The sequence below is a fragment of the Streptomyces sp. NBC_00663 genome (assembly GCF_036226885.1).
Classification (GTDB): Bacteria; Actinomycetota; Actinomycetes; order Streptomycetales; family Streptomycetaceae; genus Streptomyces.
Genome location: NZ_CP109027.1, coordinates 4,361,618 through 4,386,351, shown reverse-complemented (window position 1 = coordinate 4,386,351; position 24,734 = coordinate 4,361,618). Strand labels below are relative to the sequence as shown.

Sequence of the window (24,734 nt, the reverse complement as noted above, 5' to 3'; positions counted from 1 at the left end):
GGATAGCCTCCGCCCATGGCGAATGGGCAGTGGTTTCCGCAGGACTGGCCGGAACGCATCCGCGCGCTCGCGGAAGGCACCCTCACCCCGGTCGTCCCCAAGCGCGCGGCCACGGTCATGCTCCTGAAGGACACCGACACCGGCCCCGCCGTGCACATGCTGCGCAGACGCGCCTCCATGGCCTTCGCCGGAGGCGCGTACGCGTATCCGGGCGGCGGCGTCGACCCGCGCGACGACGACCACGGCATCCGCTGGGCGGGCCCCCCGCGCGCGTGGTGGGCGCGCAGGCTCGCGGTGACCGAGACGGAGGCCCAGGCGATCGTCTGCGCGGCCGTCCGCGAGACGTACGAGGAGGCGGGCGTCCTGCTCGCCGGCCCCACTCCCGACTCGGTGGTCGGGGACACGACCGGCGCGGACTGGGAGAGCGACCGTGAGGCCCTGGTCGCGCGGGACCTGTCCTTCGCCGAGTTCCTGGAGCGCCGCGGCCTGGTCCTGCGCTCGGACCTGCTCGGGGCGTGGACGCGCTGGATCACCCCGGAGTTCGAGTCCCGCCGCTTCGACACCTGGTTCTTCGTCGCCGCCCTCCCGGCCGGCCAGCGCACCCGCAACGCCTCCACGGAGGCGGACCGCACGGTGTGGATCCGTCCGGCGGACGCGGCGGCCTCGTACGACAAGGGCGAGCTGCTGATGATGCCGCCCACGATCGCGACCCTGCGCCAGCTGATCGCGTACCCCGCCGCCGCCGAGGCGCTCGCGGCGTCGCCCGACCGCGACCTGACGCCGGTCCTGGCGCGGGCCAGGCTGGACGGCGAGGAGATTGTGCTGTCCTGGCCGGGGCACGAGGAGTTCACGAAACACATTCCGACCGGTGGAGCCTCGGCATGACGGACGCAGCAGCCCTTCCCGGCCAGCCACGCGGCGGGGCCCTCTCCGGTCCCGCCACCCCGCGTGCCGTGAACGTCCTGGCGCCCAACGCGTCCGCGATGACGCTGGACGGCACGAACACCTGGATCCTCGCCGAGCCCGACTCCGAACTGGCCGTGGTGATCGACCCCGGACCACTGGACGAGGGTCATCTGCGCAATGTCGTCGACGTCGCCGAGAAGGCCGGCCGGCGTGTCGCGCTCACCCTGCTGACGCACGGTCACCCGGACCACGCCGAGGGCGCTGCCCGCTTCGCCGAGCTGACCGGCACGCGCGTGCGTGCGCTGGACCCGGCGCTGCGGCTGGGCGACGAGGGACTGGCGGCCGGGGACGTCGTCACCGTCGGCGGCCTGGAGCTGAGGGTCGTACCGACCCCCGGCCACACCTCCGACTCGCTGTGCTTCCATCTCCCGGCCGATCAGGCCGTCCTGACGGGCGACACCATCCTGGGCCGCGGTACGACGGTGGTGGCGCACCCCGACGGCCGCCTGGGCGACTATCTGGACTCCCTGCGCCGTCTGAGGTCCCTCACGGTCGACGACGGCGTCCACACGGTCCTCCCGGGCCACGGGCCCGTCCTGGAGGACGCACAGGGGGCGGTGGAGTTCTACCTCGCCCACCGCGCCCACCGGCTCGCCCAGGTGGAGACGGCGGTCGAGGACGGCTACTTGACGCCGTCCCAGGTCGTCGCCCACGTGTACGCCGACGTGGACCGCTCCCTGTGGCCGGCGGCCGAGCTGTCGGTGCGGGCGCAGATGGACTACCTGGACGAGCACGGACTCATCTAGACGCGCTCGGGCTCGTTCAGTCGGGGCGGGGCGCCTTCACGCCGTGCACGCGCGCGTATTCCTCCGCCAGCCAGGGCCCCAGATCGTCGACGTACGACATGAGCACGGCGCGGTCACCCGTGGGCTCGTGGCCGCGCACCGCCGCCGCCCGCAGCTGCTCGGCCCGCTCCGGGTAGTACGTGCCGAACGCCTCCGCCATCTCCCGCAGATCGCTGGTCCAGCCGTTCCAGCGGGGCATGACGAGGGTGAAGCCGGTGCGGACGAGATGGCGGGACATGAAGCGCACGAGAGGCCGCAGGGACGTTTCGCTGTCGTCGGCGGCCTCGATGCGGGCGCGCCAGCGGGGCAGCAGCAGGGCGAGGTCCCCGTTGGTCTCGCGGGCGAGCAGGGCGTCGGGCCGGTAGCGCGGCAGGAACTCGGCGAGGTCGTCACCGAGCAGCGGGGTGCACAGACAGGCCACGAACCAGCCCAGGTCGTAGGTCTCCAGCTCGCTCAGCAGCCGCGCCCGGCTGTACAGCAGCGTCCCGACGCCGTCGATCGCCGGGTGCTCCTTGTCGAGGGCCTCGCCCAGCGCCCGTACGGCGTCCCGGTCGGCCTCCGTGGGCTCCTCGCGCAGGGCGATCAGCAGATCGAGGTCGCTGCGCCCCACGCGCGCGGTGCCGCGCGGGATCGAGCCGTAGAGGTAGGCGCTGTGCAGCCGGTCCCCGAAGAGGTCGAGGACCCGGTCACGCGCGGCGGCGACCACGGGCCGGAAGGCGTGCGGCACGCGCGCGAGGGAGCCTTCGCGCGCGATGTAGCCCTGTGGGTCGAGACCTCTGGAGGGCACATTTTCAGACATGGGCCAACTACATCAGGACGGAGCCCCCGGAACGGTCACCGCGACCGCTTCGCCAGCCGCTCCACGTCCAGCAGGATCACCGCACGCGCCTCCAGGCGCAGCCACCCGCGCTGGGCGAAGTCGGCGAGGGCCTTGTTGACCGTCTCGCGGGACGCGCCGACCAGCTGGGCCAGCTCCTCCTGCGTGAGGTCGTGGACGACGTGGATGCCTTCCTCGGACTGCACGCCGAAGCGGCGGGAGAGGTCCAGGAGCGCGCGGGCGACACGACCGGGGACGTCCGAGAAGACCAGGTCGGACATCTGGTCGTTGGTCTTGCGCAGCCGGCGGGCGACGGCGCGCAGCAGCGCGGTGGCCACCTCGGGGCGGACGTTCAGCCAGGGCTGGAGGTCGCCGTGGCCGAGACCGAGCAGCTTGACCTCGGTCAGCGCGGTGGCGGTCGCCGTACGCGGGCCCGGGTCGAACAACGACAGTTCGCCGATCAGCTCACCGGGGCCCACCACGGCGAGCATGTTCTCGCGGCCGTCGGGGGAGGTGCGGTGGAGCTTGACCTTGCCCTCGGTGACGACATAGAGCCGGTCTCCGGGGTCGCCCTCGTGGAAGAGGGAGTCGCCGCGGGCGAGGGTCACCTCACTCATGGAGGCGCGCAGTTCCGCGGACTGCTCGTCGTCGAGTGCCGCGAAGAGCGGGTTGCGCCGCAGAACGTCGTCCACGAGTTCTCTCCTTGTCGACCTGCTCAGGGGATCTTTCTCCCCCTTGGTACCAGGGGACCGTGCTCCCCATTTTGCCGGACGGTCCAAACAGTGTGATCTGTCACAAGGATGCCGCACACATGTCCTGAGGTAAGCGGCAGGGGTCCAATCGGGGGCCGATCTCCTGGGTCCGGGGCGATTGTCGGTGCCGGGCTTTAGGCTGGCCGGGTGTCCAAAACGCCGGTGAGAGCACAGGCCAAGGGGGCTGGACGGGTGGTTGCACGTCGGGATTCCGCTGTGGGCGAACAGAACTCCGGTGGCGGAAAGAAAGCGGCAAAAGCGACAAAGAAGGTTGCGGTGAAGAAGACACCCGAGGTCGTCGGGAAGGCGGCCACGAAGAAGGCCGCGACGAAGGCCGTGAAGAAGGCCCCGGCCAAGAAGGCGGCCGTCAAGAAGGCGGCCGTCAAGAAGGTCGCCGCGAAGTCGCCGACGGCCGAGTCCGTCACCGCTCTCGTCCGCCGGGCCCGCCGTATCAACCGCGAACTCGCCGAGGTCTATCCGTACGCCCACCCCGAACTGGACTTCGCCAACCCCTTCCAGCTCGTCGTCGCCACGGTCCTGTCCGCCCAGACCACCGACCTGAGGGTCAATCAGACGACCCCCGCGCTCTTCGCCAAGTACCCGACCCCCGAGGACCTGGCCGCCGCCAACCCCGAGGAGGTCGAGGAGATCCTCCGGCCGACCGGCTTCTTCCGGGCCAAGACCAAGTCCGTCATAGGGCTGTCGAAGGCCCTGGTGGAGCAGTTCGGCGGCGAGGTGCCCGGCAAACTGGAGGACCTGGTCAAGCTGCCCGGTGTGGGCCGCAAGACCGCGTTCGTGGTGCTCGGCAACGCCTACGGACGGCCCGGCATCACCGTGGACACGCACTTCCAGCGGCTGGTGCGGCGCTGGCAGTGGACGGACGAGACCGACCCCGACAAGATCGAGGCCGCGATCGGCGCGCTGTTCCCGAAGAGCGACTGGACGGACCTGTCCCACCATGTGATCTGGCACGGCCGTCGCATCTGCCACGCCCGCAAGCCCGCCTGCGGCGCCTGCCCCATCGCCCCGCTCTGCCCGGCGTTCGGCGAGGGCGAGACCGACCCGGAGAAGGCGAAGAAGCTCCTCAAGTACGAGAAGGGCGGCTTCCCGGGCCAGCGCCTCAACCCGCCCCAGTCCTACCTGGACGCGGGCGGCAAGGCGGCACCGCCGCTGGGGGCCGGATGACGGGCCACCGACCGGGAACCCGGCCGCGGGCCCAGGGGCGATCTCGGGGTCGATACCAGGGCACCCGGCTGGAACGATCAACGGCTTGCCGGGCGTTGGACGGGGCAGGACGACGGGGGTGGCGATGAGGCATACGAGCAATACGCAAGGCAGGCATGTGAACGGCCCGGGCGAGGCGCCGGGCGTGATGCTGAGCAAGGACGGCCTGCCCGGCTGGCTGGACCCGGTCGTGCACGCCGTCGAGACGGTCGAGCCGTTGCAGTTGAGCCGCTTCCTGCCGCCGGCCGACGGCGCGGGGCGGCAGTCCGCCGTACTCATCCTCTTCGGGGAGGGTGAGCGCGGGCCCGAGCTGCTGCTCATGGAGCGGGCCAGCTCGCTCCGTTCCCATGCCGGACAGCCGTCCTTCCCCGGTGGCGCCCTCGATCCCGAGGACGGCGACCCGCTGGCCGAGGGACCGCTGCGGGCCGCTCTCCGCGAGGCCGAGGAGGAGACCGGGCTCGACCCGTCCGGCGTCCAGCTCTTCGGTGTGCTGCCCAAGCTGTACATCCCGGTCAGCGGCTTCGTCGTCACCTCCGTCCTGGGCTGGTGGCGCGAGCCCACCCCGGTGGGGGTGGTGGACCCCAACGAGACGGCCCGCGTCTTCACCGTCCCCGTGGCGGATCTCACGGACCCGGACAACCGGGCCACCACCGTCCACCCCAGCGGCCACCGAGGTCCGGCATTCCTGGTCGAATCGGCCCTGGTGTGGGGCTTCACGGCCGGAATCATCGACCGGCTGCTGCACTACTCCGGCTGGGAGCGCCCCTGGGACCGGGACAAGCAGGTCCCGCTCGACTGGCGGTCATGACAGGGTGTCTGCCGTGCTGTGTCATGTGATGAGGCGAGGCCTGAACCGGTGAATGTGCTGGACATCCTGTTGCTGGTCGCCGCCGTGTGGTTCGCGATCGTCGGCTATCGCCAGGGCTTCGTCGTCGGCATCCTGTCGGTGATCGGCTTCATGGGCGGCGGTCTCGTCGCCGTATACCTGCTCCCCGTCATCTGGGACGCCCTGACCGACAAGGCGGAGGTCAGCACGACCGCGGCCGTTGTCGCGGTGGTCGTCGTCATCGTCTGCGCCTCCGTCGGCCAGGCCCTGACCACCCACCTCGGCAACAAGCTGCGCCGTTACATCACCTGGTCCCCGGCCCGCGCCCTGGACGCCACCGGCGGCGCCCTCGTCAACGTGGTCGCGATGCTCCTCGTGGCCTGGCTGATCGGCTCCGCCCTCGCCCAGACCACCCTGCCGACCCTGGGCAAGGAGGTTCGTGGCTCCAAGGTGCTCCTCGGTGTCTCGGAGACGCTGCCCGACGCGGCCGACACCTGGTTCAAGGACTTCACCTCGGTCCTCGCGCAGAACGGCTTCCCGCAGGTCTTCAGCCCGTTCTCCGATGAGCCGATCAAGGAGGTCCAGCCGCCGGACCCCAAGCTGGTGAACAGCCCGGTCGCCGCCAAGGCCAAGCAGTCCATCGTCAAGGTCATGGGCACCGCCCAGAGTTGCGGCAAGGTCCTCGAGGGCACCGGCTTCGTCTTCGGCGAGCGCCGTGTCATGACCAACGCGCATGTCGTGGGCGGCGTCGACGAACCCACCGTCCAGATCGGCGGCGAGGGCCAGAAGTACGACGCCACGGTCGTCCTGTACGACTGGGAGCGCGACATCGCCGTACTCGACGTACCCGAACTGAAGGCACCCGCACTGAAGTTCACGGCGACGGACGCCGAGAGCGGTGACGACGCGATCATCGCCGGGTTCCCGGAGAACGGCTCGTACGACGTCCGTGCCGCGCGCGTGCGCGGCCGGATCCCGGCCAACGGTCCGGACATCTACCACCGCGGCACCGTGCACCGCGATGTGTACTCCCTCTACGCGACCGTCCGTCAGGGCAACTCCGGCGGCCCGCTGCTCACCCCCGAAGGGGCGGTGTACGGCGTGGTCTTCGCGAAGTCCCTCGACAACGCCGACACCGGCTACGCGCTCACCGCGGACGAGATCCGGGAGGACATCACCAAGGGGCGCACCGCGAACGAGCAGGTGGACAGCGACAGCTGCGCGCTGTAGACCGCGCGAGCGTATGAGGGGGCGTCAGCCGGAGCCCGTCAGCCCGGGGCGCTTCAGCCTCGGGTGTGACGCAGACGGACCGAGACCCAGCGGGCCCGGCGGCGCAGGATGCGCGGGATGCCCACCCGGAGGTCTGTGCCCTGCTCCTGCGGGCCTCCTCGCTGGTGGGGGCTCAGACCATGGCCCGAGCGGCGGTTGCGTGCTGCGTCACTGTAGTCGTGCGTCCAGCCCATACCCCGACGTGTGCCCCTGCCCCAAGGTCGATAACCGCCCCCTGGGCCCCCAATTGGCCTATGCGCCGGGCATTTGGCTGTTCGTAGGACAGGTGTTCAGGTCCGGATACCGGGCGCGTTCAAACGGTCACCGATCGGGTTCGGGGTCCTTCAGCCAATTGATCAGTTCCGTGGAGAAAGCGACCGGATCCTCCTCGTGCGGGAAGTGACCCAGTCCGTCGAACAGCCGCCAGCGGTACGGCGCTTCGACGTACTCCCCGGAACCGGCCGCGCTCCGCGTCCGCATCACCGGGTCCAGCGAACCGTGCAGATGCAGCGTCGGGACGCGGACCGGCCGCTTCATGCGGCGGTTGAACTGGATGCCGTCCGGGCGGGCCATCGAGCGCACCATCCACCGGTACGGCTCGATCGAGCAGTGCGCGGTCGACGGGATGCACATCGCACGCCGGTACGTGTCCACCGCGTCGTCGTCCGGCAGGCTCGGCCCGGACCAGTCCCGGATCAGCTCGGCGACCAGCGCGCCGTCGTCCGCGGTCAGTTGCCGCTCCGGGATCCAGGGGCGCTGAAACCCCCAGACGTAGGACCCGGCCCGGGTCTGCTTGACGTCCGAGAGCATCGCCGAGCGCCAGCGCCGCGGATGCGGCATCGACGCCACGGCGAGGCGCCGTACGAGCTTGGGCCGCATCGCCGCCGCCGTCCACGCCAGATATCCGCCCAGGTCATGGCCGACCAGCGCGGCGTCCGGCTCGCCGAGGGAGCGGATCACGCCGGTGATGTCCAGGGCCAGGTTCGCGGGGTCGTAGCCGCGCGGGGTGCGGTCGCTGCCGCCGACGCCCCTGAGGTCCATGGCGACGGCCCGGAACCCGGCGTCGGCGAGCGCGGGCAGCTGATGCCGCCAGGTCCACCAGAACTGCGGGAAGCCGTGCAGCAGCAGCACCAGCGGGCCGTCGCCCATCTCGGCGATATGGAAACGCGCGCCGTTGGCGGCGACGTCCCGGTGGGTCAGTGGTCTGTCACCGAGGACGTCGGGCCGTACTACGGATTCGGCCGAAGGGGTGGCGGGCTCGCTCATGACGATGAGCGTGCCACAGCCTCGATGGCCTCCGGGACACGGTCCTGCGGCAGCTCGGGCCGCGGGTGCGGCTTGGCCTTCTGCAGCACGCTCGCCGTCTCCTTCATCGACGCGGCGGTCTTCTGCGCGCCGCCGCCCTTCTTCGCCTTCTTCGCGAAGACCACGCCGATCAGCGCGAGGAGGCCCGCGATGAGCACGTTGGCCGCGAAGGAGAGCAGGAAGCAGACCGCCATGTTCCAGTCGCTCCAGGTGCGGATGCCGTACGCCAGCGCGAAGTTCAGCATCGGCAGCGAGAACACCAGCACCGCGCCGGCCACCGTGAACGCGCCGCCGCTCGTCGCGCCGCGCTTCACATCCCGCTTGAGCTGCGCCTTGGCCAGCGCGATCTCGTCGTGCACCAGCGCGGACATCTCGGTCGTCGCCGAGGCGAACAACTGGCCGATGCTGCGTTCGGCGCCGACCGGGCTGCCGTCGGGTGCGCTCATCGCGTTCTCCCTGCGTAAGGATTCGTCCCGCGTAAGGATTCGTCTTTTTGTACCGTCCCGTCAGATCATGCCCGACGGTCGTCCTCCTCGCCTGCCCCGCCCGCCACTTCGGCAAGCCCCGCCCGTTCGGCGGTCTTGAGCTCGGCGAGCCGGCGGTGCTCGGCGGCCTTGTTCTCATAGATCGCGGCCATCCGCAGGTGGTACGCCGGGTCGTCCTCCTCGTAGACGTCCGGGATGCCGTCGAGGTCGTCGTCGCGCTCCTCGGCCTCGCACATCCGGCGGTACTTGGCGTTGCGGACCTTCAGCAGCACGGTCGCGAGGGTCGCCGCGATGAGCGAGCCGATCAGCACGGCCGCCTTGATCTCGTCGGTGAGGACCGCGTCTCCGTCGAAGGCCAGCTCCCCGATGAGCAGCGAGACCGTGAAGCCGATGCCGGCGAGGGTGGCCACCGCGAAGACGTCCGCCCACTCCAGCTCGTCGCTGAGCGAGGCCCGGGTGAAACGTGCCGTCAGCCAGGTCCCGCCGAAGATGCCGACCGCCTTGCCGACGACCAGCCCGAGGACGACGCCGAGCGTCTCCGGCTTGGTGAACACATCGCCCACGGCGCCGCCGGAGATCGAGACACCGGCGCTGAACAGGGCGAACAGCGGCACGGCCAGGCCCGCCGAAAGGGGTCGTACAAGATGTTCGATGTGCTCGCCGGGCGAGTGCTTCTCGCCCTCGCGCGTGCTGCACCGCAGCATCAGACCCATCGCGACGCCCGCGATGGTGGCGTGGATGCCGCTGTTGTACATCAGCCCCCAGATCACCAGGGCGAGCGGGACGTACACGTACCAGCCGCGCACGCCCTTGCGCAGCAGCAGCCAGAAGACGGCCAGGCCGATCAGCGCGCCGCCGAGCGCGGCGAAGTCGATCTCGGCGGTGAAGAAGACCGCGATGATCAGGATCGCGAAGAGGTCGTCGACGACGGCGAGCGTGAGGAGGAAGGCGCGCAGGGCGCTGGGCAGCGAGGTGCCGATGACGGCGAGCACGGCGAGCGCGAAGGCGATGTCGGTGGCGGTCGGGACCGCCCATCCGTCGAGCGATCCGCCGCCGCTGAGGTTGGTCAGGGTGTAGACGAGCGCCGGTACGGCCATGCCGCACAGGGCCGCGACAACGGGCAGCGCCGCCGCCTTGGGGTCCTTGAGGTCACCGGCGACCAGCTCGCGCTTGAGTTCGATGCCGGCGACGAAGAAGAAGACCGCGAGGAGCCCGTCGGCGGCCCAGTGGGCGATCGAGAGGTTCAGGCCGAGGGCTTCGGGGCCCAGGTGGTAGTGGCTGACGCTCTCGTAGCTGTCGTGCAGTGCGGGTACGTTCGCCCAGATCAGCGCGGCGATCGCGGCAGCGAGCAGCAGCACACCGCCGACGGTCTCGGTGCGCAGCGCGTCCGCTACGAAGGTGCGTTCGGGCAGGGAGAGCCGTCCGAAGACCTTACGGGGGGTGGAGGAGCGGGGCGCTGTCATGCGGGGGCCTCCGGTCGGTGGGTAGGGCTGAGCTGCTCGCCGACCAGACTTCCCGGCACACCTATGGGGTCACGCTAGTTTTGTTTAGTTTACCTAAAAGGGGCGCCCGGCGCGTTCTCACGCCGGGCGCCCCTCTTGCGACCTGCCTAGTCCTCGCTGGGCGCGGCCGGGAGCTTCGCCTGGATGAGGTCCATGACCGTCGAGTCGGTCAGGGTCGTCACGTCACCGAGCTGACGGTTCTCGGCGACGTCCCGCAGCAGCCGGCGCATGATCTTGCCGGAGCGGGTCTTCGGCAGCTCGGCCACCGGCAGGACCCGCTTGGGCTTGGCGATCGGGCCGAGGGTGGCACCGACGTGGTTGCGCAGGTCGTTGACGAGGCCCTCGTCCTCGGCGTTCGCCGTGCCGCGCAGGATCACGAAGGCGACGATGGCCTGCCCGGTGGTCTCGTCGGCGGCACCGACGACGGCCGCCTCGGCGACGGACGGGTGGGAGACGAGCGCGGACTCGACCTCGGTGGTGGAGATGTTGTGCCCGGACACGAGCATCACGTCGTCCACCCGGCCGAGCAGCCAGATGTCCCCGTCGTCGTCCTTCTTCGCGCCGTCACCGGCGAAGTACTTGCCCTCGAAGCGCGACCAGTACGTGTCGAGGAACCGCTGGTCGTCGCCCCAGATGGTGCGCAGCATCGACGGCCACGGCTCGGTCAGGACCAGGTAGCCACCGCCGCCGTTCGGCACCTCGTTGGCCTCGTCGTCGACGACGGTCGCGGAGATACCGGGCAGCGGGGTCTGCGCCGAGCCGGGCTTGGTCTCGGTGACACCGGGCAGCGGCGAGATCATCATCGCGCCGGTCTCGGTCTGCCACCAGGTGTCCACGATCGGGGTCAGATCGGCGCCGATGTGCTTGCGATACCAGATCCAGGCCTCGGGGTTGATCGGCTCACCGACGGACCCGAGGACGCGCAGGGACGACAGATCGAACTTCGCGGGGATGTCGTCGCCCCACTTCATGAACGTCCGGATGGCGGTCGGCGCCGTGTACAGGATGGTCACCCCGTACTTCTGCACGATCTCCCAGAACCGGCCCTGGTGCGGGGTGTCCGGCGTGCCCTCGTACATGACCTGGGTGGCGCCGTTGGCGAGCGGGCCGTAGACGATGTACGAGTGCCCGGTGACCCAGCCGACGTCGGCCGTGCACCAGTACACGTCCGTCTCCGGCTTGAGGTCGAAGACGGCGTGGTGGGTGTAGGCGGCCTGGGTGAGATAGCCGCCGGAGGTGTGCAGGATGCCCTTCGGCTTACCCGTCGTCCCCGATGTGTAGAGGATGAAGAGCGGCTGCTCGGCCTCGAAGGCCTCGGGGGTGTGCTCGGCGGACTGCCGGTCGACAGCCTCGTGCCACCACACGTCCCGGCTGTCGTTCCAGGCCACTTCCTGCCCGGTACGCCGTACGACGAGCACGTGCTCGACATTGCCCGCCTTGTCGGCGGCCTCGTCGACGGCCGGCTTGAGCGCGGACGGCTTGCCGCGCCGGTAGCCGCCGTCGGAGGTGATGACGACCTTGGCGTCCGCGTCCTGGATACGGGTCGCGAGCGCGTCCGCGCTGAACCCGCCGAAGACGACGGAGTGCGCGGCGCCGATCCGGGCGCAGGCGAGCATCGCGATCGCCGTCTCCGGGATCATCGGCATGTAGACCGCGACCCGGTCGCCCTTGCGAACCCCCAGCTCCAGCAGGGCGTTCGCGGCCTTGGAGACCTCGTCCTTGAGCTCGGCGTAGGTGATCGCGCGGCTGTCGCCGGGCTCGCCCTCGAAGTGGATGGCGACCCGGTCGCCGTTGCCCGCCTCGACATGCCGGTCGACGCAGTTGTACGCGACGTTGAGCTCGCCATCCTTGAACCACTTGGCGAACGGCGGGTTCGACCAGTCCAGCGTCTCGGTCGGCTCCGTGGCCCAGGTCAGCCGCCGGGCCTGCTCGGCCCAGAAGCCGAGCCTGTCAGCCTTGGCCTGTTCGTACGCCTCCGCGGTGACGTTGGCGTTCGCCGCCAGGTCGGCGGGTGGCGCGAACCTGCGCTCTTCCTTGAGCAGGTTGGCCAAGGATTCGTTGCTCACGACATCTCCCTTTCCCAGGGTGTCCGTTGTGTCCCAGGCCACAGCTCATCAGACCAGGGGGTGCGCTGACAAGGGCCGACGGAAAATTGGTTTAGACCTGTGGGCGGGATTTCTTCCGTCTCTCGCGGTGGCCGACGTCATCCGTACCCACGGACGCCGACCAGGCAGAGTTCAGTCCCTGTAACGCCTTTCACACTCCGCTCCAAGTACGGGTGACAGCGCCACCGACATGAAGGGGGTACGCGTGCAAGGGATACGGGGCGGGCCGCAGGCGGCGGTCCATGACCCTGAACTCTTCGAGGAGTTCTACCGGCGGCATGTGGACGCGGTGACATCATTCGTGGCCCGGCGTGTCGCGGACCCGCACACCGTCGCCGACCTGACCGCCGAGATCTTCCTCGCGGTCCTGGACTCGGCCCACACCTACCGCCCGGGCCGGGGCAGCGAGACGGCCTGGCTCTACGGCATCGCCCGCAACGTCGTCGCGGGGGAGTACCGCAGGATGGCCCGCGAATCGGCCCGCGACCGGCGGATCTCGGGGCGCCGGCTGCTGGAGCCGGACGACATCGCCCGCCTGGAGGACAAGCTCGACGCCGAGTCCCCGGGCCGCCGCGCCCTCGCCGCGCTGGAACGGCTCCCCGCGGGGGAGCGAGCCGTTCTGGAGCTGATCGTGGTCGATCAGCTGACGGTCTCCGAGACCGCCGCCGCACTGGGCATCGCCCAGGTCACGGCTCGCGTACGGCTGCACCGGGCCCGCAAGTCGCTGCGCCGGGCGGCGGGTGAGCCCGCCGACGGCCCGCGCGGCACATCCCTGTCATACGTCACCGGAGGAACCGGGGGAGAAGCATGACCACCAGGACGACATTCGAGGACCGGCTGCTGGCGGAACTCCGCCGCGAGATCGACCTGCGCGCGGACGACCGTACGACGGACACGGCGCCGACGTCCGTGAGGAACCGGCGCCTCAGGGCCCTCGCCGCGCCGAGGCTCGGCCTGGTCGGCCTGGCCTGCGCCGCCGTCGCGGGCGCCTGGCTGCTGATGCCGGGCTCCCCCGCCGAGAGCCCGGCCTACGCGGTGGTGTCGCACGCGGACGGGACCCTGACGGTCACCATGAACGAGTTCGGCCTCGGCGGCACCCTGCCGGACGGACTTGTCGAACGGCTCAAGGCCAACGGCATCCATGTGGTCGTGGACAAGGTGCCGAACGGCTACGAGTGCACCGAGCCCCGGGGAGAAGGGGTCCGTGGCCGCTCCGATGCGGTTGAGGGCCCCAGCTGGGTGTTCGACCTGCGGCGCGGGGACTCCCTGGCCGTCGAGAAGATGGGGCAGCGCCAGCCCGACGGGAGCTTCCAGCCGGTCACCGGCCTCGCCTTCTTCCGCGGTGAGGTCGCCCCGTGCAATCCGATCCCCGCCCCACCCCACCCGGCGGAGACATCCGGTCTCCGCTGAGCGGGGGGCGTGCGGGCGAGGTACGCCGACGGGGTGCGCGGGCGGGGCCTGACCTATGCCGGGCTGGGCAGCTCCTCGGCGGCCTCGGCGTCGGTCACATGCCCCGTCACGTGGTCGAACACCCCCGCGTCGGACACCTCGGTGAGCAGATAGGCCTGCGCCTCGCCCACGTGGAAGTACATCCCATGCAGCTCCAGCTCCCGCTCGCGCAGGGCTCTGGCCACCGAGTCGTGCGCCCGCAGATGCTCCAGCTGCTGGACCACGTTGGTCAGACAGAGCTGCTCCACCGCGTCCGCGGGCGCCCGGCCGGCGAGTCTCGCCCACGGTCGGCTGTCGTCGGCCATGCGCTCCAGGCTCGGCAGTCCGTGCCGCAGCCACCGCTTGAGCGGCGTTTGGACGCCCCCGGGCTCGGAGTTGAGCAGCGCCTGCATGGCTCCGCACCCGGAGTGGCCGCAGACCGTGATGGACCGCACTTTCAGCACGTCCACCGCGTACTCGATCGCGGCGGCGACCGAGTCGTCCCCGCTCTCCTCGCCGGGCAGGGGAACGAGATTGCCCACGTTGCGCACCACGAACAGGTCGCCCGGACCACTGGAGGTGATCATCGAGGTGACCAGACGCGAGTCGGCGCAGGTGAGGAAGAGCTGGGAGGGGCGCTGGCCCTCCCGGGCCAGCCGCGCCAGCTCGCCCCGCACCAGAGGGGCGGTGTGGCGCTGGAACGCGCTGATGCCGCGGGCCAGTTCATGACCGCTGGTACTGGACGCGCCGGTGCCGCCCGTCGTGCCGGAGCCCTCGGACCGGTCCTGGTGCGGGGCGGGCCGCGGTGCGGACCGCGGGTCCTCGCACTGGTGGTTGCGCCAGGGAGTCCAGGGGCTGCATCGGCAGCCCGCGGCGGTGGCGGGATCGGCGGAGTCCCTCGGGGCTCCGGAACCGGTGTGGGGCTCTACGGCCTCTCCGGGCTCGGCGATCCGGACCCCTGCCCGGCGGCCGGTGAGCTCGACGGTGCCGCCCTGCGCGGTGTGGGAGTTCTGCCAGTCCTGGAGTGCCTCGAACGCCGCGTGGTCCATGAAGGAACCGTCCAACTCGACGACGACGTCGGCGCCTTGGGGCACGAGGTGCAGGGCCCGGCTGAGCCGGGGCACCGCGAGAAACGTCAACTGGCCTCTCACCTGGACGTGATGGACTCCTTCCTCTTCGTCGTGCTCGTGGGTGATTCGGGTGCGGGTGAGGCGGTGCAGGGCGACGGCGACGGCCACGGCGATGCCGAGCGCCACGCCCTCCAGGACGCCGAGGACCACCACGCCGAGGGTGGTGACGGCGTACACCAGGACCTCTCGGTGGCGGGTCACCGTGCGGATGTGGTGCAGGGACACCATCTGGATGCCGACGGCCATCACCAGGGCGGCGAGCGAGGCGAGCGGGATGAACTCCAGGACCGGGACCATCAGCAGCGCGGCGATCACTACGAGAACGCCGTGCAACATCGTGGAGTTCCGGCTCACCGCGCCCGCGTTCACATTCGCTGAACTCCGCACGGCGACCCCGGCGACCGGGAGCCCGCCGAGCGCGCCGGAGACGATGTTGGCGGCGCCCTGGCCGAGCAGCTCGCGGTCCAGGTCGGAGCGGCCGACCCGGGCGGTCAGCCCTGGCCGACCGGCCGCCATCTTGTCCACGGCGACCGCGCCGAGCAGCGACTGCACGCTGCACACCAGGGTGGTCGTCAGGACGGCGGCGACGAGACCGAGCACCGGGCCCTCGGGGAGTCCGGCCAGGGCATGACTGCTCCAGGACGGCAGGTCGACCTTGGGCAGGGTCAGCCCGAGGAGCGCGGCCGCCGCACTGGCCCCGGTGACGGCGACGAGCGCGGCCGGGATCCTGCGCAGCAGACGGCCGAGCCGGCCGGGGATGCGCGGCCAGAGCAGCAGCAGCGCCAGGGTCAGCGCGCTCACCGACACCGCGGCGGGGTCGAGGCGGGCCAACTGGGCGGGCAGTGCCCGGAGGTTGGCCAGGACGGAACTCTGCGGGGTGCCGCCGAGGACGATGTGCAGCTGGGCCACGGCGATGGTGACGCCGATGCCGGCGAGCATGCCGTGCACGATCGCGGGGCTGACGGCGAGCGCGGTGCGCGCCACGCGCAGACAGCCGAGGCCCAGTTGGGCGAGACCGGCGAGGACCGTGATGGCGCAGGTCGTCCGCCAGCCGTAGCGGTGGATGAGGTCGGCGGTGACGACCGTGAGCCCGGCGGCCGGGCCGCTCACCTGGAGCGGGGAGCCGCCGAGCCGGCCGGCGACCAGGCCTCCTACGGCGGCGGCGACGAGGCCTGCCTGGAGGGGGGCGCCGGTGGCGAGGGCGATGCCGAGGGACAGGGGTAGGGCGATCAGGAAGACCGCGATCGAGGCGGACACGTCGGCGCCCGCGACACGGAAGCGGCGGGGCCCGGACGGCGGGGGGCTGTGGGGTCGGTGGATGCGCTTGGGCCGACTTGAGTCGGCGGCGCGGGTGGGGACGCAGGCGGACATAATTCCCGTCTCCTCCGGGGCAGCGCGGTCGCGGAACAGGTGGTCCCCCGGCTCTGGCGGGGGTCGGGTCGCGGCCGTGGGTCACGGCGTGCAGCGGCGGGATGAATCAACGCTCGGTAAACGGATCGTAATTCAGAGTAAAGGCCAGGCATAGACTTTCCTGGCAAATGGGCTAATAAGTCACCCATCAGAGTGATGCAGATATTTGATCGGCTTGTCGTACTAATTCCTTCTCGGTCTCGTGCGAGCTTGGCGGCGCTGTCGTTGGCCCCAGTTCCCGAGACAGAAGGAAGTAGGTGGGCGGAACATGGCCGCCACCCAGAGGATCGCCGCCGGCGCCGTGGTCGCCGCGGTCTGTGCCGCATCGCTCGCCGGTTGCGCGATCGGCACGGACGGTTCCAAGGAAGGGGCCTCGGGCCCGCAGAAGGCCAAGCCGGCCCAGGCACCCCCCAAGAGCGCGGTCCGCCTGATCGGCGACGGCTCCACCGCGTACACCGGAGCCCAGCCGCACCTGCCCCGGCCGGAACGGATGAAGCCCGGTCAGAAGCCGCCGCAGTTCGTGGTGTTCTCCTGGGACGGCGCGGGTGAGGACGGCCAGAAGCTGTTCTCCCACTTCCGCAAGGTCGCCAAGGCGAACAACGCGACCATGACCTACTTCCTCAGCGGCGTGTACATGCTGCCGGAGGAGAAGCGGGACCTCTACCGGCCGCCGCAGCACTCCCCGGGCCGCTCCGACATCGGCTTCAACGACGAGGAGGGCATCGCCGAGACCGTGAAGCAGCTGCGCGGCGCGTGGCTGGAGGGCAACGAGATCGGCACGCACTTCAACGGCCACTTCTGCGGCAGCAACGGCGGCGTCGGCCAGTGGTCGGTCGCGGAGTGGAAGGACGAGATCGCCCAGGCGAAGCAGTTCGTGAAGTCCTGGAAGACCAACACCGGCATGAAGAAGGCCTCCCCGCTCCCCTTCGACTACGACAAGGAGCTCGTCGGCGCCCGCACGCCCTGCCTGGAGGGGCAGAAGAACTTCATGAAGGCGGCCCGGGAGCTGGGCTTCCGCTACGACACCAGCGGCGTCAACGACCAGCTCTGGCCCCGGAAGAAGGAGGGCCTGTGGGATCTGTCGATGCAGCTCGTGCCGTTCCCCGGGCACTCCTACGAGCAGCTGACCATGGACTACAACTTCATGGTCAACCAGTCCGGCACCAACACCCAGGGTGACCCGAACAAGTACGAGTTCTGGGGCGACCAGATGCGCGACGGCCTGCTCAAGGGCTTCCACCGCGCCTACGACGGCAACCGCGCCCCGCTGATCATCGGCAACCACTTCGAGTCCTGGAACGGCGGCACCTACATGCGTGCCGTCGAGGAGACCGTCGAGCAGGTCTGCAACAAGCCCGACGTGCGCTGTGTCTCCTTCCGGCAGCTCGCCGACTGGCTGGACGCCCAGGACCCCGAGGCCCTGGCCAAGATGCGGAGCCTCGGCGTCGGCGAGGCCCCGAAGCAGGGCTGGGCGTCCTTCCTCTCGGGCCACCCGGCCCCGGCCCCGAAGGGCGTACCGGGAGCTCCGGCGGCCAAGCAGTAGCCAGGACTCCGGGGCCGGGGCACTAGCCGGGGCCCCGAGGCCAGGCACCAGCCGTCAGGAGCCGTCAGGCGCTCGGTACCAAGCTCTCGCCGAGGACGAAACCGGGGTCGACCTGCGCCGCCAGGTCGGCCCCGGTGCGCTCGTTGCCCCAGGACCGGGCGTTCTTCAGATGGAAGTGCACCATCTGCTGGGTGTAGCGCTCCCAGTCGCGCAGGTCGTACGTCGCGTCGACGGCCGTGTGCAGCAGACGCAGGGCACGGCGGTTGACGTCCTCAAGGAGCGCGAACCGGGGCGGCCGGCCCTTCTCCATGGCGCGCACCCAGTCCGAGTGCCCGACCGTGACGAGCAGGTCGTCCCCGACCTCGGCGCGCAGGAAGTCGAGGTCGTCCTGGCCCTGCACCTTGTTGCCGATGACTTTCAGCATGACGCCGTAGTCCCGGGCGTACTCCTTGTACTGGCGATAGACGGAGACCCCCTTCCGGGTCGGCTCGGCGACGAGGAACGTGATGTCGAAGCGGGTGAACATGCCGGAGGCGAAGGAGTCGGAGCCGGCCGTCATGTCCACCACGACGTACTCGCCCTGACCGTCCACCAGGTGGTTCAGGCACAGCTCCACCGCTCCGGTCTTGGAGTGGTAGCAGGCGACCCCCAGGTCGGCGTCGGTGAAGGGGCCGGTGACCATCAAACGGACGGTGTCGCCGTCGAGTTCCACCGGCCGGGCACAGGCCTCGTAGACCGGGTTGTCCTCGCGCACCCGCAACAGGCGGGAGCCCGCGCCGGGCGGGGTCGTCTTGATCATCGTCTCGGCGGAGGCGATCCGCGGATTGCCGCCGCGCAGGTACTCCTTGATCAGCGGCAGCCGCTCGCCCATCGCGGGCAGTGCGGCGGCCTCCGCCTCGTCGAGACCGAGGGCGGCGCCCAGATGCTGGTTGATGTCGGCGTCGACGGCGACGACCGGCGCACCGGTCGTGGCGAGATGGCGGATGAACAGGGAGGACAGGGTGGTCTTCCCGCTGCCGCCCTTCCCGACGAAAGCAATTTTCATGTTCACAAAGGGTAGTGGCGTGATAGCTGTACGTGGCAGGAGTGCGTGAAGAAGACCACTCCTTCGTGGGGTGCGGGCCGCGGTTGCGTAGTGTCGTACTCATGAGTACGACAGGTGCGACCGCCGACCCGCTCGCGGCCCTGGGCTCGCTGCCCGGCGTGGCCGACTCCGTGGAGTCCGTGCGCAAGGCCGTGGACCGGGTCTACGGGCACCGGATCATGCGACGCCGCAGCAACACGGTCACCGGCGAGGCCGCGCTGCGCGGCGCCCGGGGCTCCGCGGCGCTGTCCGGCGCCGACTGGGCTCTCGAAGAGGTGCGTCGCCGCTCCGACTTCAGCGGGGACGACGAGGCGCGCGTGGTGGGCGCCGCGCTCAGGCTGACCGCCGAGGCGGGCCAACTGCTGTCCATCTGGAGGCAGTCCCCGCTGCGGGTCCTGGCCCGGCTGCATCTGGTGGCCGCGGCGACCAACGGCGACGAGGTCGGGCGCCCGCGCCAGGAGGGCGAACCAGTGGACGAGCCGCTGATCGAACTGCCGCTGCCGGGCGCCGCGGAGGTCAACGGCCGCCTGGAGGGGCTGTCCGAACTGATCATCGCGGGCAGCTCTGCCCCCGCGCTGGTGACGGCGGCCGTCGTGCACGGCGAACTCCTCGCGCTGCGCCCCTTCACCTCCCGCAACGGCCTTGTCGCGCGCGCGGCCGAGCGCATCGTGCTGATCGGCAGCGGTCTCGACCCCAAGTCCATCTGCCCGGCGGAGGTCGGCCACGCCGAACTGGGCCGGGCGGCCTATCTGGCGGCGCTCGAAGGCTATGTCTCCGGCACTCCGGAGGGGATGGCCGCCTGGATCACCCACTGCGGCAAGGCGGTCGAGCTCGGAGTGCGCGAGTCGACGGCGGTGTGCGAGGCGCTACAGCGCGGGGCGGCGTAAGAGGTCCGGGCAGAGCGAGAAGCCCCGGAACAGGGTTGCGGCGGTACGAAGACTCGTACCGCCGCTGGCATGTTCACCCGGTTACCAAGCGTCCTCGATATGTTGCCCATCAGGCCGGGAACTTTGCCCGTCACCTGGTGCGGCTGGCCCGTAATCGACGGGTCGACGTCGCGTGGGTGCCCAGTGTTCATGCTCGGTCCGTGGGGCCAAATGCGTTATTGAAGGTGATCCTCTCGGATGTCCTTGGTCTCGCGGGCCGTTAACCCCTTTGTACTCCAGGACCCGGGCAAGCGGAAGTGCTGGCTGTAGTTCTTTACTTTTACTCTCAAACGGGCGCTAAACGGGCACCGATACGCCGCAGAAGGTCACAGTCGTGACGGTGGCCCAGCTCAGAGGGCCGTCGCCCGGCGCCTGCTCGTGTACCAGACGAGGCCCGCGGTGGCCGCCGCTGCCCCTATGGCCGCCGCCGCGACGAGGGCCGGACGGGGCGGTACGGAGAACGTGGGGAAGCGCTGCTTGAGTCGGACCGGCCGGTGGAAATCGAGAATCGGCCATCCGCGCGCGAGCGCCTCGCGACGCAGTGCGCGGTCCGGGTTCACGGCGTGCGGGTGACCGACCGACTGGAGCATCGGCAGATCGGTCGCCGAGTCGCTGTAGGCGTAGCAGCGCTCCAGGTCGTATCCCTCGGACTCGGCCAGCTCCTTGATCGCCTCGGCCTTGGTCGGGCCGTAGGCGTAGTACTCCACCTCTCCGGTGAAGCAGCCGTCCTCGCCGACCACCATCCGGGTCGCCACCACGCGGTCCGCGCCCAGCAGTTCGCCGATCGGCTCGACGACCTCCGCGCCCGAGGTGGACACGATCACGACGTCGCGTCCCGCGGTGTGGTGCTCCTCGATGAGGGAGGCGGCCTCGTCGTAGATGATCGGGTCGATCAGGTCGTGCAGGGTCTCGGCGACGATCTCCTTGACCTGCTGGACGTTCCAGCCGCGCACGAGCTGGGAGAGGTACTCGCGGGTCCGCTCCATCTGGTCGTGGTCCATACCGCCCACGAGGAAGACGAACTGGGCGTAAGCCGTCCGGACGGCGGCCCTGCGGTTGATCAGCCCGCCTTGGTAGAACGACTTGCTGAACGTGAGCGTGCTCGACTTCGCAATGACCGTCTTGTCCAGGTCAAAGAAGGCCGCTGTGCGGGGCAAGGAGTGGTTTTCCACGACCCCGAGCATAGGCGCAGCCCATTCGGCGTAAGGTGTGGCGCGTGGGTTTGCCTGAGAGGGCTCTCGGGTACACCATGGAAGTCACGGATCGTTCGCGACCGTGCTAACCCGGCCCGGCTCCTCCCCCCCCGAGTCGGCCGTGGAGACGACCCCCACTCTCCCCCCCGGTGGGGGTCGTCGCATGTCCGGGTGGGTTTTCTCTTCTTCGCAGGCGACCGCACCGCCGCATCGAGGCGGCCGCGGTCGCCGTTTCTGCATGCTCATGATCCGTCACGGTGTGTAGCCACGGTGCTGCTCTGCGGAAGTCGCACGGAGTCCGTACGGGACTCACCGGTTTGGGTGACGGCGTATTCACAACGGCCGAGTTGTCCACAGATTTCGACCAAGATCCACTTCATTTCCGTCTTCGCCGCATCGTGATTCCAGCGCGGCCCGCCGGCTCCGACTTGATGGCCGGATCCGGTTAGTCGGGCGCGTTTGGCCGGTTCCTATCGGCCGTTCATATGGAGGCCGGTTGCCGGTTCTTCACACGTTCGGGATTCGCGGGGCCCTCGGGGCCTCGCGGGATGCAGCGAAGGGGGATGGACATCGTGACCGCAGCCGTCACACACGATCCGCCGTCCGGTGCCGGAGGGCGCCAGGGCGGACCGTTGATCATCACCGAGGACCCCGGGCTCCTCGACGACCTGCTCCGCCTGTGCGCGGCGGCCGGCGCCACACCCGAGGTCCACCCGGGGGTGCCCGAGCCACGAGACCGCTGGGAGGCCGCACCGCTCGTCCTCGTCGGCGACGACGCCGTACGACGTGTGCGGGGAGCCCTGCGCAGAGGCGGGGTGGTGCTCGTCGGCAGGGACCAGGACGACTCCGGGGTGTGGCGCCGGGCCGTCGAGATCGGCGCCGACCACGTCCTGATGCTGCCCGACGGCGAGCAGTGGCTCGTCGATCGGATCGCCGACGTCGCCGAGGGCGTCGGCAGGCCCGCCCTCACCGTCGGCGTCATCGGCGGACGCGGTGGGGCCGGAGCGTCCACGCTCGCGTGCGCCCTCGCCGTCACCTCGGCGCGGGAGGGACTGCGCACCCTGCTCGTGGACGCCGATCCGCTGGGCGGCGGACTCGATGTACTGCTCGGCGGCGAGACCGCCGAGGGACTGCGCTGGCCGGCGTTCGCCGCCTCGCGCGGCCGGGTCGGCGGCGGCGCCCTGGAGGAGTCGCTGCCCGAACTGCACTCCCTGCGGGTGCTCAGCTGGGACCGCGGCGACTGTGTCGCCGTCCCGCCGCAGGCTGTCCGCGCGGTGCTCGCCGCCGCCCGGCGCCGGGGCGGCACGGTCGTCGTCGACCTGCCCCGCCGTATCGACGGAGGCGTGGCCGAGACGCTCGCCCAGCTCGACCTCGGCCTCCTCGTCGTCCCCGCCGAACTGCGGGCCGTGGCGGCGGCCGGGCGGGTGGCCTCCGCGGTCGGGATGGTCGTACGCGATCTGCGGGTCGTGGTGCGGGGGCCCTACGCGCCCGGACTCGACGACCGGGAAGTGGCCCGGCTGCTCGGACTGCCGCTGGTGGGTGAGGTGCCGGTCGAGGCGGGACTCCTGCGCCCGCACGAGAGCCGGACACCGCCCGGCGCCGGGAAGGGGCCGCTGACGCGGTTCTGCAAGGAGTTCTGGGAGCGGGCGCTGGTGGAGGCGGCATGACCACGGCAGTGGGGCGGGAGTGGGCACGCGCGCGTGGCGTGCCGGTCGGCGGCGATTCGGCACCGGAGCTTCTTGACGGCGTACGCCAGTGGCTCGCCGAGAGCGGGGCGGAGGCGACGCCCGCGCGTGTGGCGCAGGCGCTGCGTGAGCAGGGGCGGGTGCTCGGGGACGCCGAAGTCCTGGGCGCGGCCGAGCGGTTGCGGTCCGAGCTGGTCGGCAGCGGTCCGTTGGAGCCGTTGCTCACCGATCCGTCCGTGACCGACGTACTGGTGTCGGCACCGGACCGGGTCTGGGTGGACCGAGGCGGCGGGCTGGAGCTGACCGGCGTGGCCTTTCCCGACGCCGCGGCCGTACGACGGCTCGCGCAGCGGCTGGCCGCGGTGGCCGGACGGCGCCTCGACGACGCGCGGCCCTGGGCGGACGCCCGACTGCCCGACGGGACGCGACTGCACGCGGTGTTGCCCCCGGTGGCCGTCGACTGCACCTGTCTGTCGCTACGGGTGGTACGGCCCCGCGCGTTCACGCTCGACGAGCTGGTGGCGGCGGGCACGGTGCCGCCGGGCGGGGACCGGGTGCTGCGGGCGCTGGTCGACGCGCGGCTGTCCTTCCTCATCAGCGGCGGCACCGGCAGCGGCAAGACCACGCTGCTGAGCGCGTTGCTGGGGCTGGTCGGGCCGGGCGAACGGATCGTGCTCGCCGAGGACTCGGCGGAGCTGCGGCCCGACCATCCGCACGTCGTACGCCTGGAGAGCAGACCCGCCAACCAGGAGGGCGCGGGCCTCGTCACGCTTCAGGACCTGGTGCGACAGGCGCTGCGGATGCGGCCGGACCGGCTGGTGGTGGGCGAGGTGCGGGGGCCCGAAGTGGTGCATCTGCTGGCCGCGTTGAACACCGGCCACGAAGGCGGCTGCGGGACGGTCCACGCGAACGCCGCCGTCGATGTGCCGGCCCGACTGGAGGCGCTGGGCACGGCCGCCGGGCTCGACCGGGCCGCGCTGCACTCCCAGGTGGCGGCCGCGCTGTCGGTGGTGCTGCATCTCGTCAGGGACCGGGCGGGGCGGCGGCGGATCGCCGAGGTGCGGGTGCTGGAACGGGACCCGTCGGGGCTGGTGCGGACGGTGCCGGCACTGCGGTGGGGCGCGGAGGGCTTCGCGTACGAGCGGGGCTGGGAGCGGCTGCGGAGGCTGCTCGGAGAGGCCGGAGAGGCCGGAGAGGCCGGAGAGGGCAGAGGGGCCAGAGAGTTCGGAGGGGGCAGGGAGGGGCGTCATGGGCGGGGTGAGTGAGATGTCGGCCGGGGCTGCCGTGGCCTGCGTCGGCGCGGCCGTGTGGCTGCTGGGTGGGCCGCATGTCGGGGCTCGGCGGGCGCGGTTGCTGTTCGCGGGGACCGGTGGGGCGGTCGGGGCGGTCGGGGTCGGGCCGCCGGGGTGGCGGCAACTGGGCCGTGAGGTGCGGCGGTTGCGGAGACGATGGGGCGCTGAGTGGTGGTCGGTCGTGGCCGGGCTGGTGCTCGCCCTGCTGGGGGCGTCGGTGCTGCCGCTCGTCGCGGGAGTGGCCGGGGTGCCGTTGCTGCGGCGGGTACGGCTGGCGCGCCGGGCGCGACGACTGCGGGAACAGCGAGGCGACGAGGTCATCGCGCTGTGCGGGGCGGTCGCCGGAGAGGTGCGGGCCGGGCGGCAGCCGGGAGAGGCCCTGTTGCGGGCGGCGCGGGACGGTGAATGGCTCGGCGGCGGGTTCGGCAAGGGGGCCGGCGACGGGTTCGGTGGTGGGCCTGGCAAAGGCGTCGGCGATGGACTCGGCGGCGGGCGCGGCGACGGACTTGGCGATGGGCCTGGGGACTGGCTCGGTCATGGGACGGGGGACGAGCTCGGCGACGGGCTTGGTGGCGCTCGGGCGGCGGTGTTGGCGGCGGCGCGTTTCGGCGGTGATGTGCCGGGCGCGCTCGCGGCGGCGGCGCGGCAGCCGGGGGCCGGCGGGCTGCTGGGGCTGGCGGCGTGCTGGCGGGTCGCCGTGGACCGGGGTGCGGGGCTGGCCGCCGGGCTCGATCGGCTCGAAGCGGCGTTGCGGGCCGAACGGGACCAACGTGCGGATCTGCGGGCTCAGTTGGCGGGCGCCCGTTCCACGGCGGTGATGCTCGCCGGCCTGCCGGTCCTGGGTCTGCTCCTCGGCACGGCCCTTGGCTCCGATCCCCTGCACGTGCTGCTGCACACCGGGCCGGGTCTCGGATGCCTGGTGGTGGGCGGGGTGCTGGAGGGGCTGGGGATGTGGTGGGCGATGCGGATCGTGCGGGGAGCGGAGGCGGTGTGAGCGGGACCGGGGT

The 24,734-nt window shown here is 71.1% G+C and carries 22 protein-coding genes; 12 read left to right on the top strand and 10 right to left on the bottom strand.

The window, feature by feature from the left end; genetic code table 11:
- Window positions 1-15 precede the first annotated feature (15 nt).
- Window positions 16-885, top strand: coding sequence for an NUDIX hydrolase (locus OG866_RS19955; protein WP_329336518.1), 870 nt, complete (start codon window positions 16-18; stop codon window positions 883-885).
- A complete protein-coding gene (locus OG866_RS19950) occupies window positions 882-1,712 on the top strand; it encodes an MBL fold metallo-hydrolase (RefSeq protein ID WP_329336516.1) in 831 nt (276 codons plus the stop codon). Before OG866_RS19955 ends, OG866_RS19950 begins: the two co-directional genes overlap by 4 nt.
- A gap of 16 nt (window positions 1,713-1,728) precedes the next feature.
- Here OG866_RS19950 and OG866_RS19945 read toward each other — a convergent pair whose 3' ends face one another.
- On the bottom strand, window positions 1,729-2,550 hold the full coding sequence (locus OG866_RS19945) for a nucleotidyltransferase domain-containing protein (protein ID WP_329336515.1): 822 nt from the start codon (window positions 2,548-2,550) through the stop codon (window positions 1,729-1,731).
- 35 nt (window positions 2,551-2,585) lie between these two features.
- Window positions 2,586-3,260, bottom strand: a complete 675-nt coding sequence (locus OG866_RS19940) for a Crp/Fnr family transcriptional regulator (protein ID WP_266824125.1) — start codon at window positions 3,258-3,260, stop codon at window positions 2,586-2,588.
- 276 nt (window positions 3,261-3,536) lie between these two features.
- Here OG866_RS19940 and nth point away from each other — a divergent pair, with 276 nt between their 5' ends.
- The 3 genes from nth (at window position 3,537) to OG866_RS19925 (ending at window position 6,600) form a co-directional block, all read left to right on the top strand.
- A complete protein-coding gene (gene nth / locus OG866_RS19935) occupies window positions 3,537-4,505 on the top strand; it encodes an endonuclease III (RefSeq protein ID WP_443063543.1) in 969 nt (322 codons plus the stop codon).
- Window positions 4,506-4,629: 124 nt separating this feature from the next.
- Window positions 4,630-5,352 carry an NUDIX hydrolase gene (locus OG866_RS19930; RefSeq protein ID WP_443063542.1) on the top strand — a complete coding sequence of 241 codons (723 nt, stop codon included), beginning with the start codon at window positions 4,630-4,632 and terminating at the stop codon, window positions 5,350-5,352.
- Between the two features lie 48 nt (window positions 5,353-5,400).
- Entirely contained in the window at window positions 5,401-6,600 is a 1,200-nt protein-coding gene (locus OG866_RS19925) for a MarP family serine protease (RefSeq protein ID WP_329336510.1), read from the top strand.
- Window positions 6,601-6,653: 53 nt separating this feature from the next.
- On the opposite strand, the gene OG866_RS19920 is transcribed toward OG866_RS19925, so the two are convergent.
- The 5 genes from OG866_RS19920 to acs form a co-directional block, all read right to left on the bottom strand.
- Window positions 6,654-6,833, bottom strand: a complete 180-nt coding sequence (locus tag OG866_RS19920) for a hypothetical protein (protein ID WP_329336508.1) — start codon at window positions 6,831-6,833, stop codon at window positions 6,654-6,656.
- Window positions 6,834-6,960: 127 nt separating this feature from the next.
- A complete protein-coding gene (locus OG866_RS19915; RefSeq protein WP_329336507.1) occupies window positions 6,961-7,905 on the bottom strand; it encodes an alpha/beta fold hydrolase in 945 nt (314 codons plus the stop codon).
- On the bottom strand, window positions 7,902-8,390 hold the full coding sequence (locus OG866_RS19910) for a phage holin family protein (RefSeq protein WP_329336505.1): 489 nt from the start codon (window positions 8,388-8,390) through the stop codon (window positions 7,902-7,904). The genes OG866_RS19915 and OG866_RS19910 overlap by 4 nt, the downstream gene beginning before the upstream one ends.
- Window positions 8,391-8,455: 65 nt before the next feature.
- Complete coding sequence (gene nhaA, locus OG866_RS19905) at window positions 8,456-9,892, bottom strand: Na+/H+ antiporter NhaA (RefSeq protein ID WP_329336504.1); 1,437 nt, start codon at window positions 9,890-9,892, stop codon at window positions 8,456-8,458.
- 146 nt (window positions 9,893-10,038) lie between these two features.
- Complete coding sequence (gene acs / locus OG866_RS19900; RefSeq protein ID WP_329336502.1) at window positions 10,039-11,997, bottom strand: acetate--CoA ligase; 1,959 nt, start codon at window positions 11,995-11,997, stop codon at window positions 10,039-10,041.
- Window positions 11,998-12,226: 229 nt separating this feature from the next.
- Between acs and OG866_RS19895 the strand changes: the two genes are divergently transcribed.
- Window positions 12,227-12,847, top strand: coding sequence for an RNA polymerase sigma factor (locus tag OG866_RS19895; RefSeq protein WP_329336500.1), 621 nt, complete (start codon window positions 12,227-12,229; stop codon window positions 12,845-12,847).
- Window positions 12,844-13,446 (top strand): hypothetical protein, encoded by a 603-nt coding sequence (locus tag OG866_RS19890; RefSeq protein WP_329336499.1) that lies wholly within the window; start codon window positions 12,844-12,846, stop codon window positions 13,444-13,446. The genes OG866_RS19895 and OG866_RS19890 overlap by 4 nt, the downstream gene beginning before the upstream one ends.
- A gap of 53 nt (window positions 13,447-13,499) precedes the next feature.
- Here the strand turns inward: OG866_RS19890 and OG866_RS19885 are convergent, their stop codons facing one another.
- Window positions 13,500-15,965: a bifunctional SulP family inorganic anion transporter/carbonic anhydrase gene (locus tag OG866_RS19885; RefSeq protein ID WP_329336497.1), complete on the bottom strand. Its 2,466-nt coding sequence runs from the start codon at window positions 15,963-15,965 to the stop codon at window positions 13,500-13,502.
- Between the two features lie 307 nt (window positions 15,966-16,272).
- Here OG866_RS19885 and OG866_RS19880 point away from each other — a divergent pair, with 307 nt between their 5' ends.
- Window positions 16,273-17,547, top strand: a complete 1,275-nt coding sequence (locus OG866_RS19880; protein WP_329336495.1) for a hypothetical protein — start codon at window positions 16,273-16,275, stop codon at window positions 17,545-17,547.
- A 64-nt stretch (window positions 17,548-17,611) separates the two neighbouring features.
- Here the strand turns inward: OG866_RS19880 and OG866_RS19875 are convergent, their stop codons facing one another.
- The gene (locus tag OG866_RS19875) at window positions 17,612-18,592 is read right to left on the bottom strand and encodes an ATP-binding protein (RefSeq protein ID WP_329336493.1); all 981 of its coding nucleotides are present in this window, start codon (window positions 18,590-18,592) and stop codon (window positions 17,612-17,614) included.
- 101 nt (window positions 18,593-18,693) lie between these two features.
- On the opposite strand from OG866_RS19875, the gene OG866_RS19870 reads away from it, so the two are divergent.
- The gene (locus tag OG866_RS19870) at window positions 18,694-19,518 is read left to right on the top strand and encodes an oxidoreductase (RefSeq protein ID WP_329336491.1); all 825 of its coding nucleotides are present in this window, start codon (window positions 18,694-18,696) and stop codon (window positions 19,516-19,518) included.
- Between the two features lie 389 nt (window positions 19,519-19,907).
- Here OG866_RS19870 and OG866_RS19865 read toward each other — a convergent pair whose 3' ends face one another.
- On the bottom strand, window positions 19,908-20,741 hold the full coding sequence (locus OG866_RS19865) for an HAD family hydrolase (RefSeq protein WP_329336490.1): 834 nt from the start codon (window positions 20,739-20,741) through the stop codon (window positions 19,908-19,910).
- A gap of 572 nt (window positions 20,742-21,313) precedes the next feature.
- Here OG866_RS19865 and ssd point away from each other — a divergent pair.
- Genes ssd through OG866_RS19850 form a run of 3 tightly spaced genes read left to right on the top strand, consistent with a single transcriptional unit; the run spans window position 21,314 to window position 24,721 of the window.
- A complete protein-coding gene (gene ssd, locus OG866_RS19860; protein WP_329336488.1) occupies window positions 21,314-22,417 on the top strand; it encodes a septum site-determining protein Ssd in 1,104 nt (367 codons plus the stop codon).
- Window positions 22,414-23,700: a TadA family conjugal transfer-associated ATPase gene (locus OG866_RS19855; RefSeq protein WP_329336486.1), complete on the top strand. Its 1,287-nt coding sequence runs from the start codon at window positions 22,414-22,416 to the stop codon at window positions 23,698-23,700. Before ssd ends, OG866_RS19855 begins: the two co-directional genes overlap by 4 nt.
- Window positions 23,684-24,721: a type II secretion system F family protein gene (locus tag OG866_RS19850; protein ID WP_329336484.1), complete on the top strand. Its 1,038-nt coding sequence runs from the start codon at window positions 23,684-23,686 to the stop codon at window positions 24,719-24,721. Before OG866_RS19855 ends, OG866_RS19850 begins: the two co-directional genes overlap by 17 nt.
- Window positions 24,722-24,734 lie beyond the last annotated feature (13 nt).

Excerpts from the sequence above, each read along its gene's own strand:
- OG866_RS19920 (WP_329336508.1), bottom strand. The coding sequence starts at position 6,833 with ATGGGCTGGACGCACGACTACAGTGACGCAGCACGCAACCGCCGCTCG.
- OG866_RS19895 (WP_329336500.1), top strand. The coding sequence starts at position 12,227 with ATGAAGGGGGTACGCGTGCAAGGGATACGGGGCGGGCCGCAGGCGGCG.
- OG866_RS19850 (WP_329336484.1), top strand. The coding sequence starts at position 23,684 with ATGGGCGGGGTGAGTGAGATGTCGGCCGGGGCTGCCGTGGCCTGCGTC.
- OG866_RS19865 (WP_329336490.1), bottom strand. The coding sequence starts at position 20,741 with ATGCTCGGGGTCGTGGAAAACCACTCCTTGCCCCGCACAGCGGCCTTC.
- OG866_RS19855 (WP_329336486.1), top strand. The coding sequence starts at position 22,414 with ATGACCACGGCAGTGGGGCGGGAGTGGGCACGCGCGCGTGGCGTGCCG.
- nhaA (WP_329336504.1), bottom strand. The coding sequence starts at position 9,892 with ATGACAGCGCCCCGCTCCTCCACCCCCCGTAAGGTCTTCGGACGGCTC.
- OG866_RS19885 (WP_329336497.1), bottom strand. The coding sequence starts at position 15,965 with ATGTCCGCCTGCGTCCCCACCCGCGCCGCCGACTCAAGTCGGCCCAAG.
- OG866_RS19950 (WP_329336516.1), top strand. The coding sequence starts at position 882 with ATGACGGACGCAGCAGCCCTTCCCGGCCAGCCACGCGGCGGGGCCCTC.
- ssd (WP_329336488.1), top strand. The coding sequence starts at position 21,314 with ATGGACATCGTGACCGCAGCCGTCACACACGATCCGCCGTCCGGTGCC.
- OG866_RS19915 (WP_329336507.1), bottom strand. The coding sequence starts at position 7,905 with ATGAGCGAGCCCGCCACCCCTTCGGCCGAATCCGTAGTACGGCCCGAC.
- OG866_RS19945 (WP_329336515.1), bottom strand. The coding sequence starts at position 2,550 with ATGTCTGAAAATGTGCCCTCCAGAGGTCTCGACCCACAGGGCTACATC.
- OG866_RS19910 (WP_329336505.1), bottom strand. The coding sequence starts at position 8,390 with ATGAGCGCACCCGACGGCAGCCCGGTCGGCGCCGAACGCAGCATCGGC.
- OG866_RS19880 (WP_329336495.1), top strand. The coding sequence starts at position 16,273 with ATGGCCGCCACCCAGAGGATCGCCGCCGGCGCCGTGGTCGCCGCGGTC.
- OG866_RS19875 (WP_329336493.1), bottom strand. The coding sequence starts at position 18,592 with ATGAAAATTGCTTTCGTCGGGAAGGGCGGCAGCGGGAAGACCACCCTG.
- OG866_RS19870 (WP_329336491.1), top strand. The coding sequence starts at position 18,694 with ATGAGTACGACAGGTGCGACCGCCGACCCGCTCGCGGCCCTGGGCTCG.
- OG866_RS19890 (WP_329336499.1), top strand. The coding sequence starts at position 12,844 with ATGACCACCAGGACGACATTCGAGGACCGGCTGCTGGCGGAACTCCGC.
- OG866_RS19930 (WP_443063542.1), top strand. The coding sequence starts at position 4,630 with ATGAGGCATACGAGCAATACGCAAGGCAGGCATGTGAACGGCCCGGGC.
- OG866_RS19955 (WP_329336518.1), top strand. The coding sequence starts at position 16 with ATGGCGAATGGGCAGTGGTTTCCGCAGGACTGGCCGGAACGCATCCGC.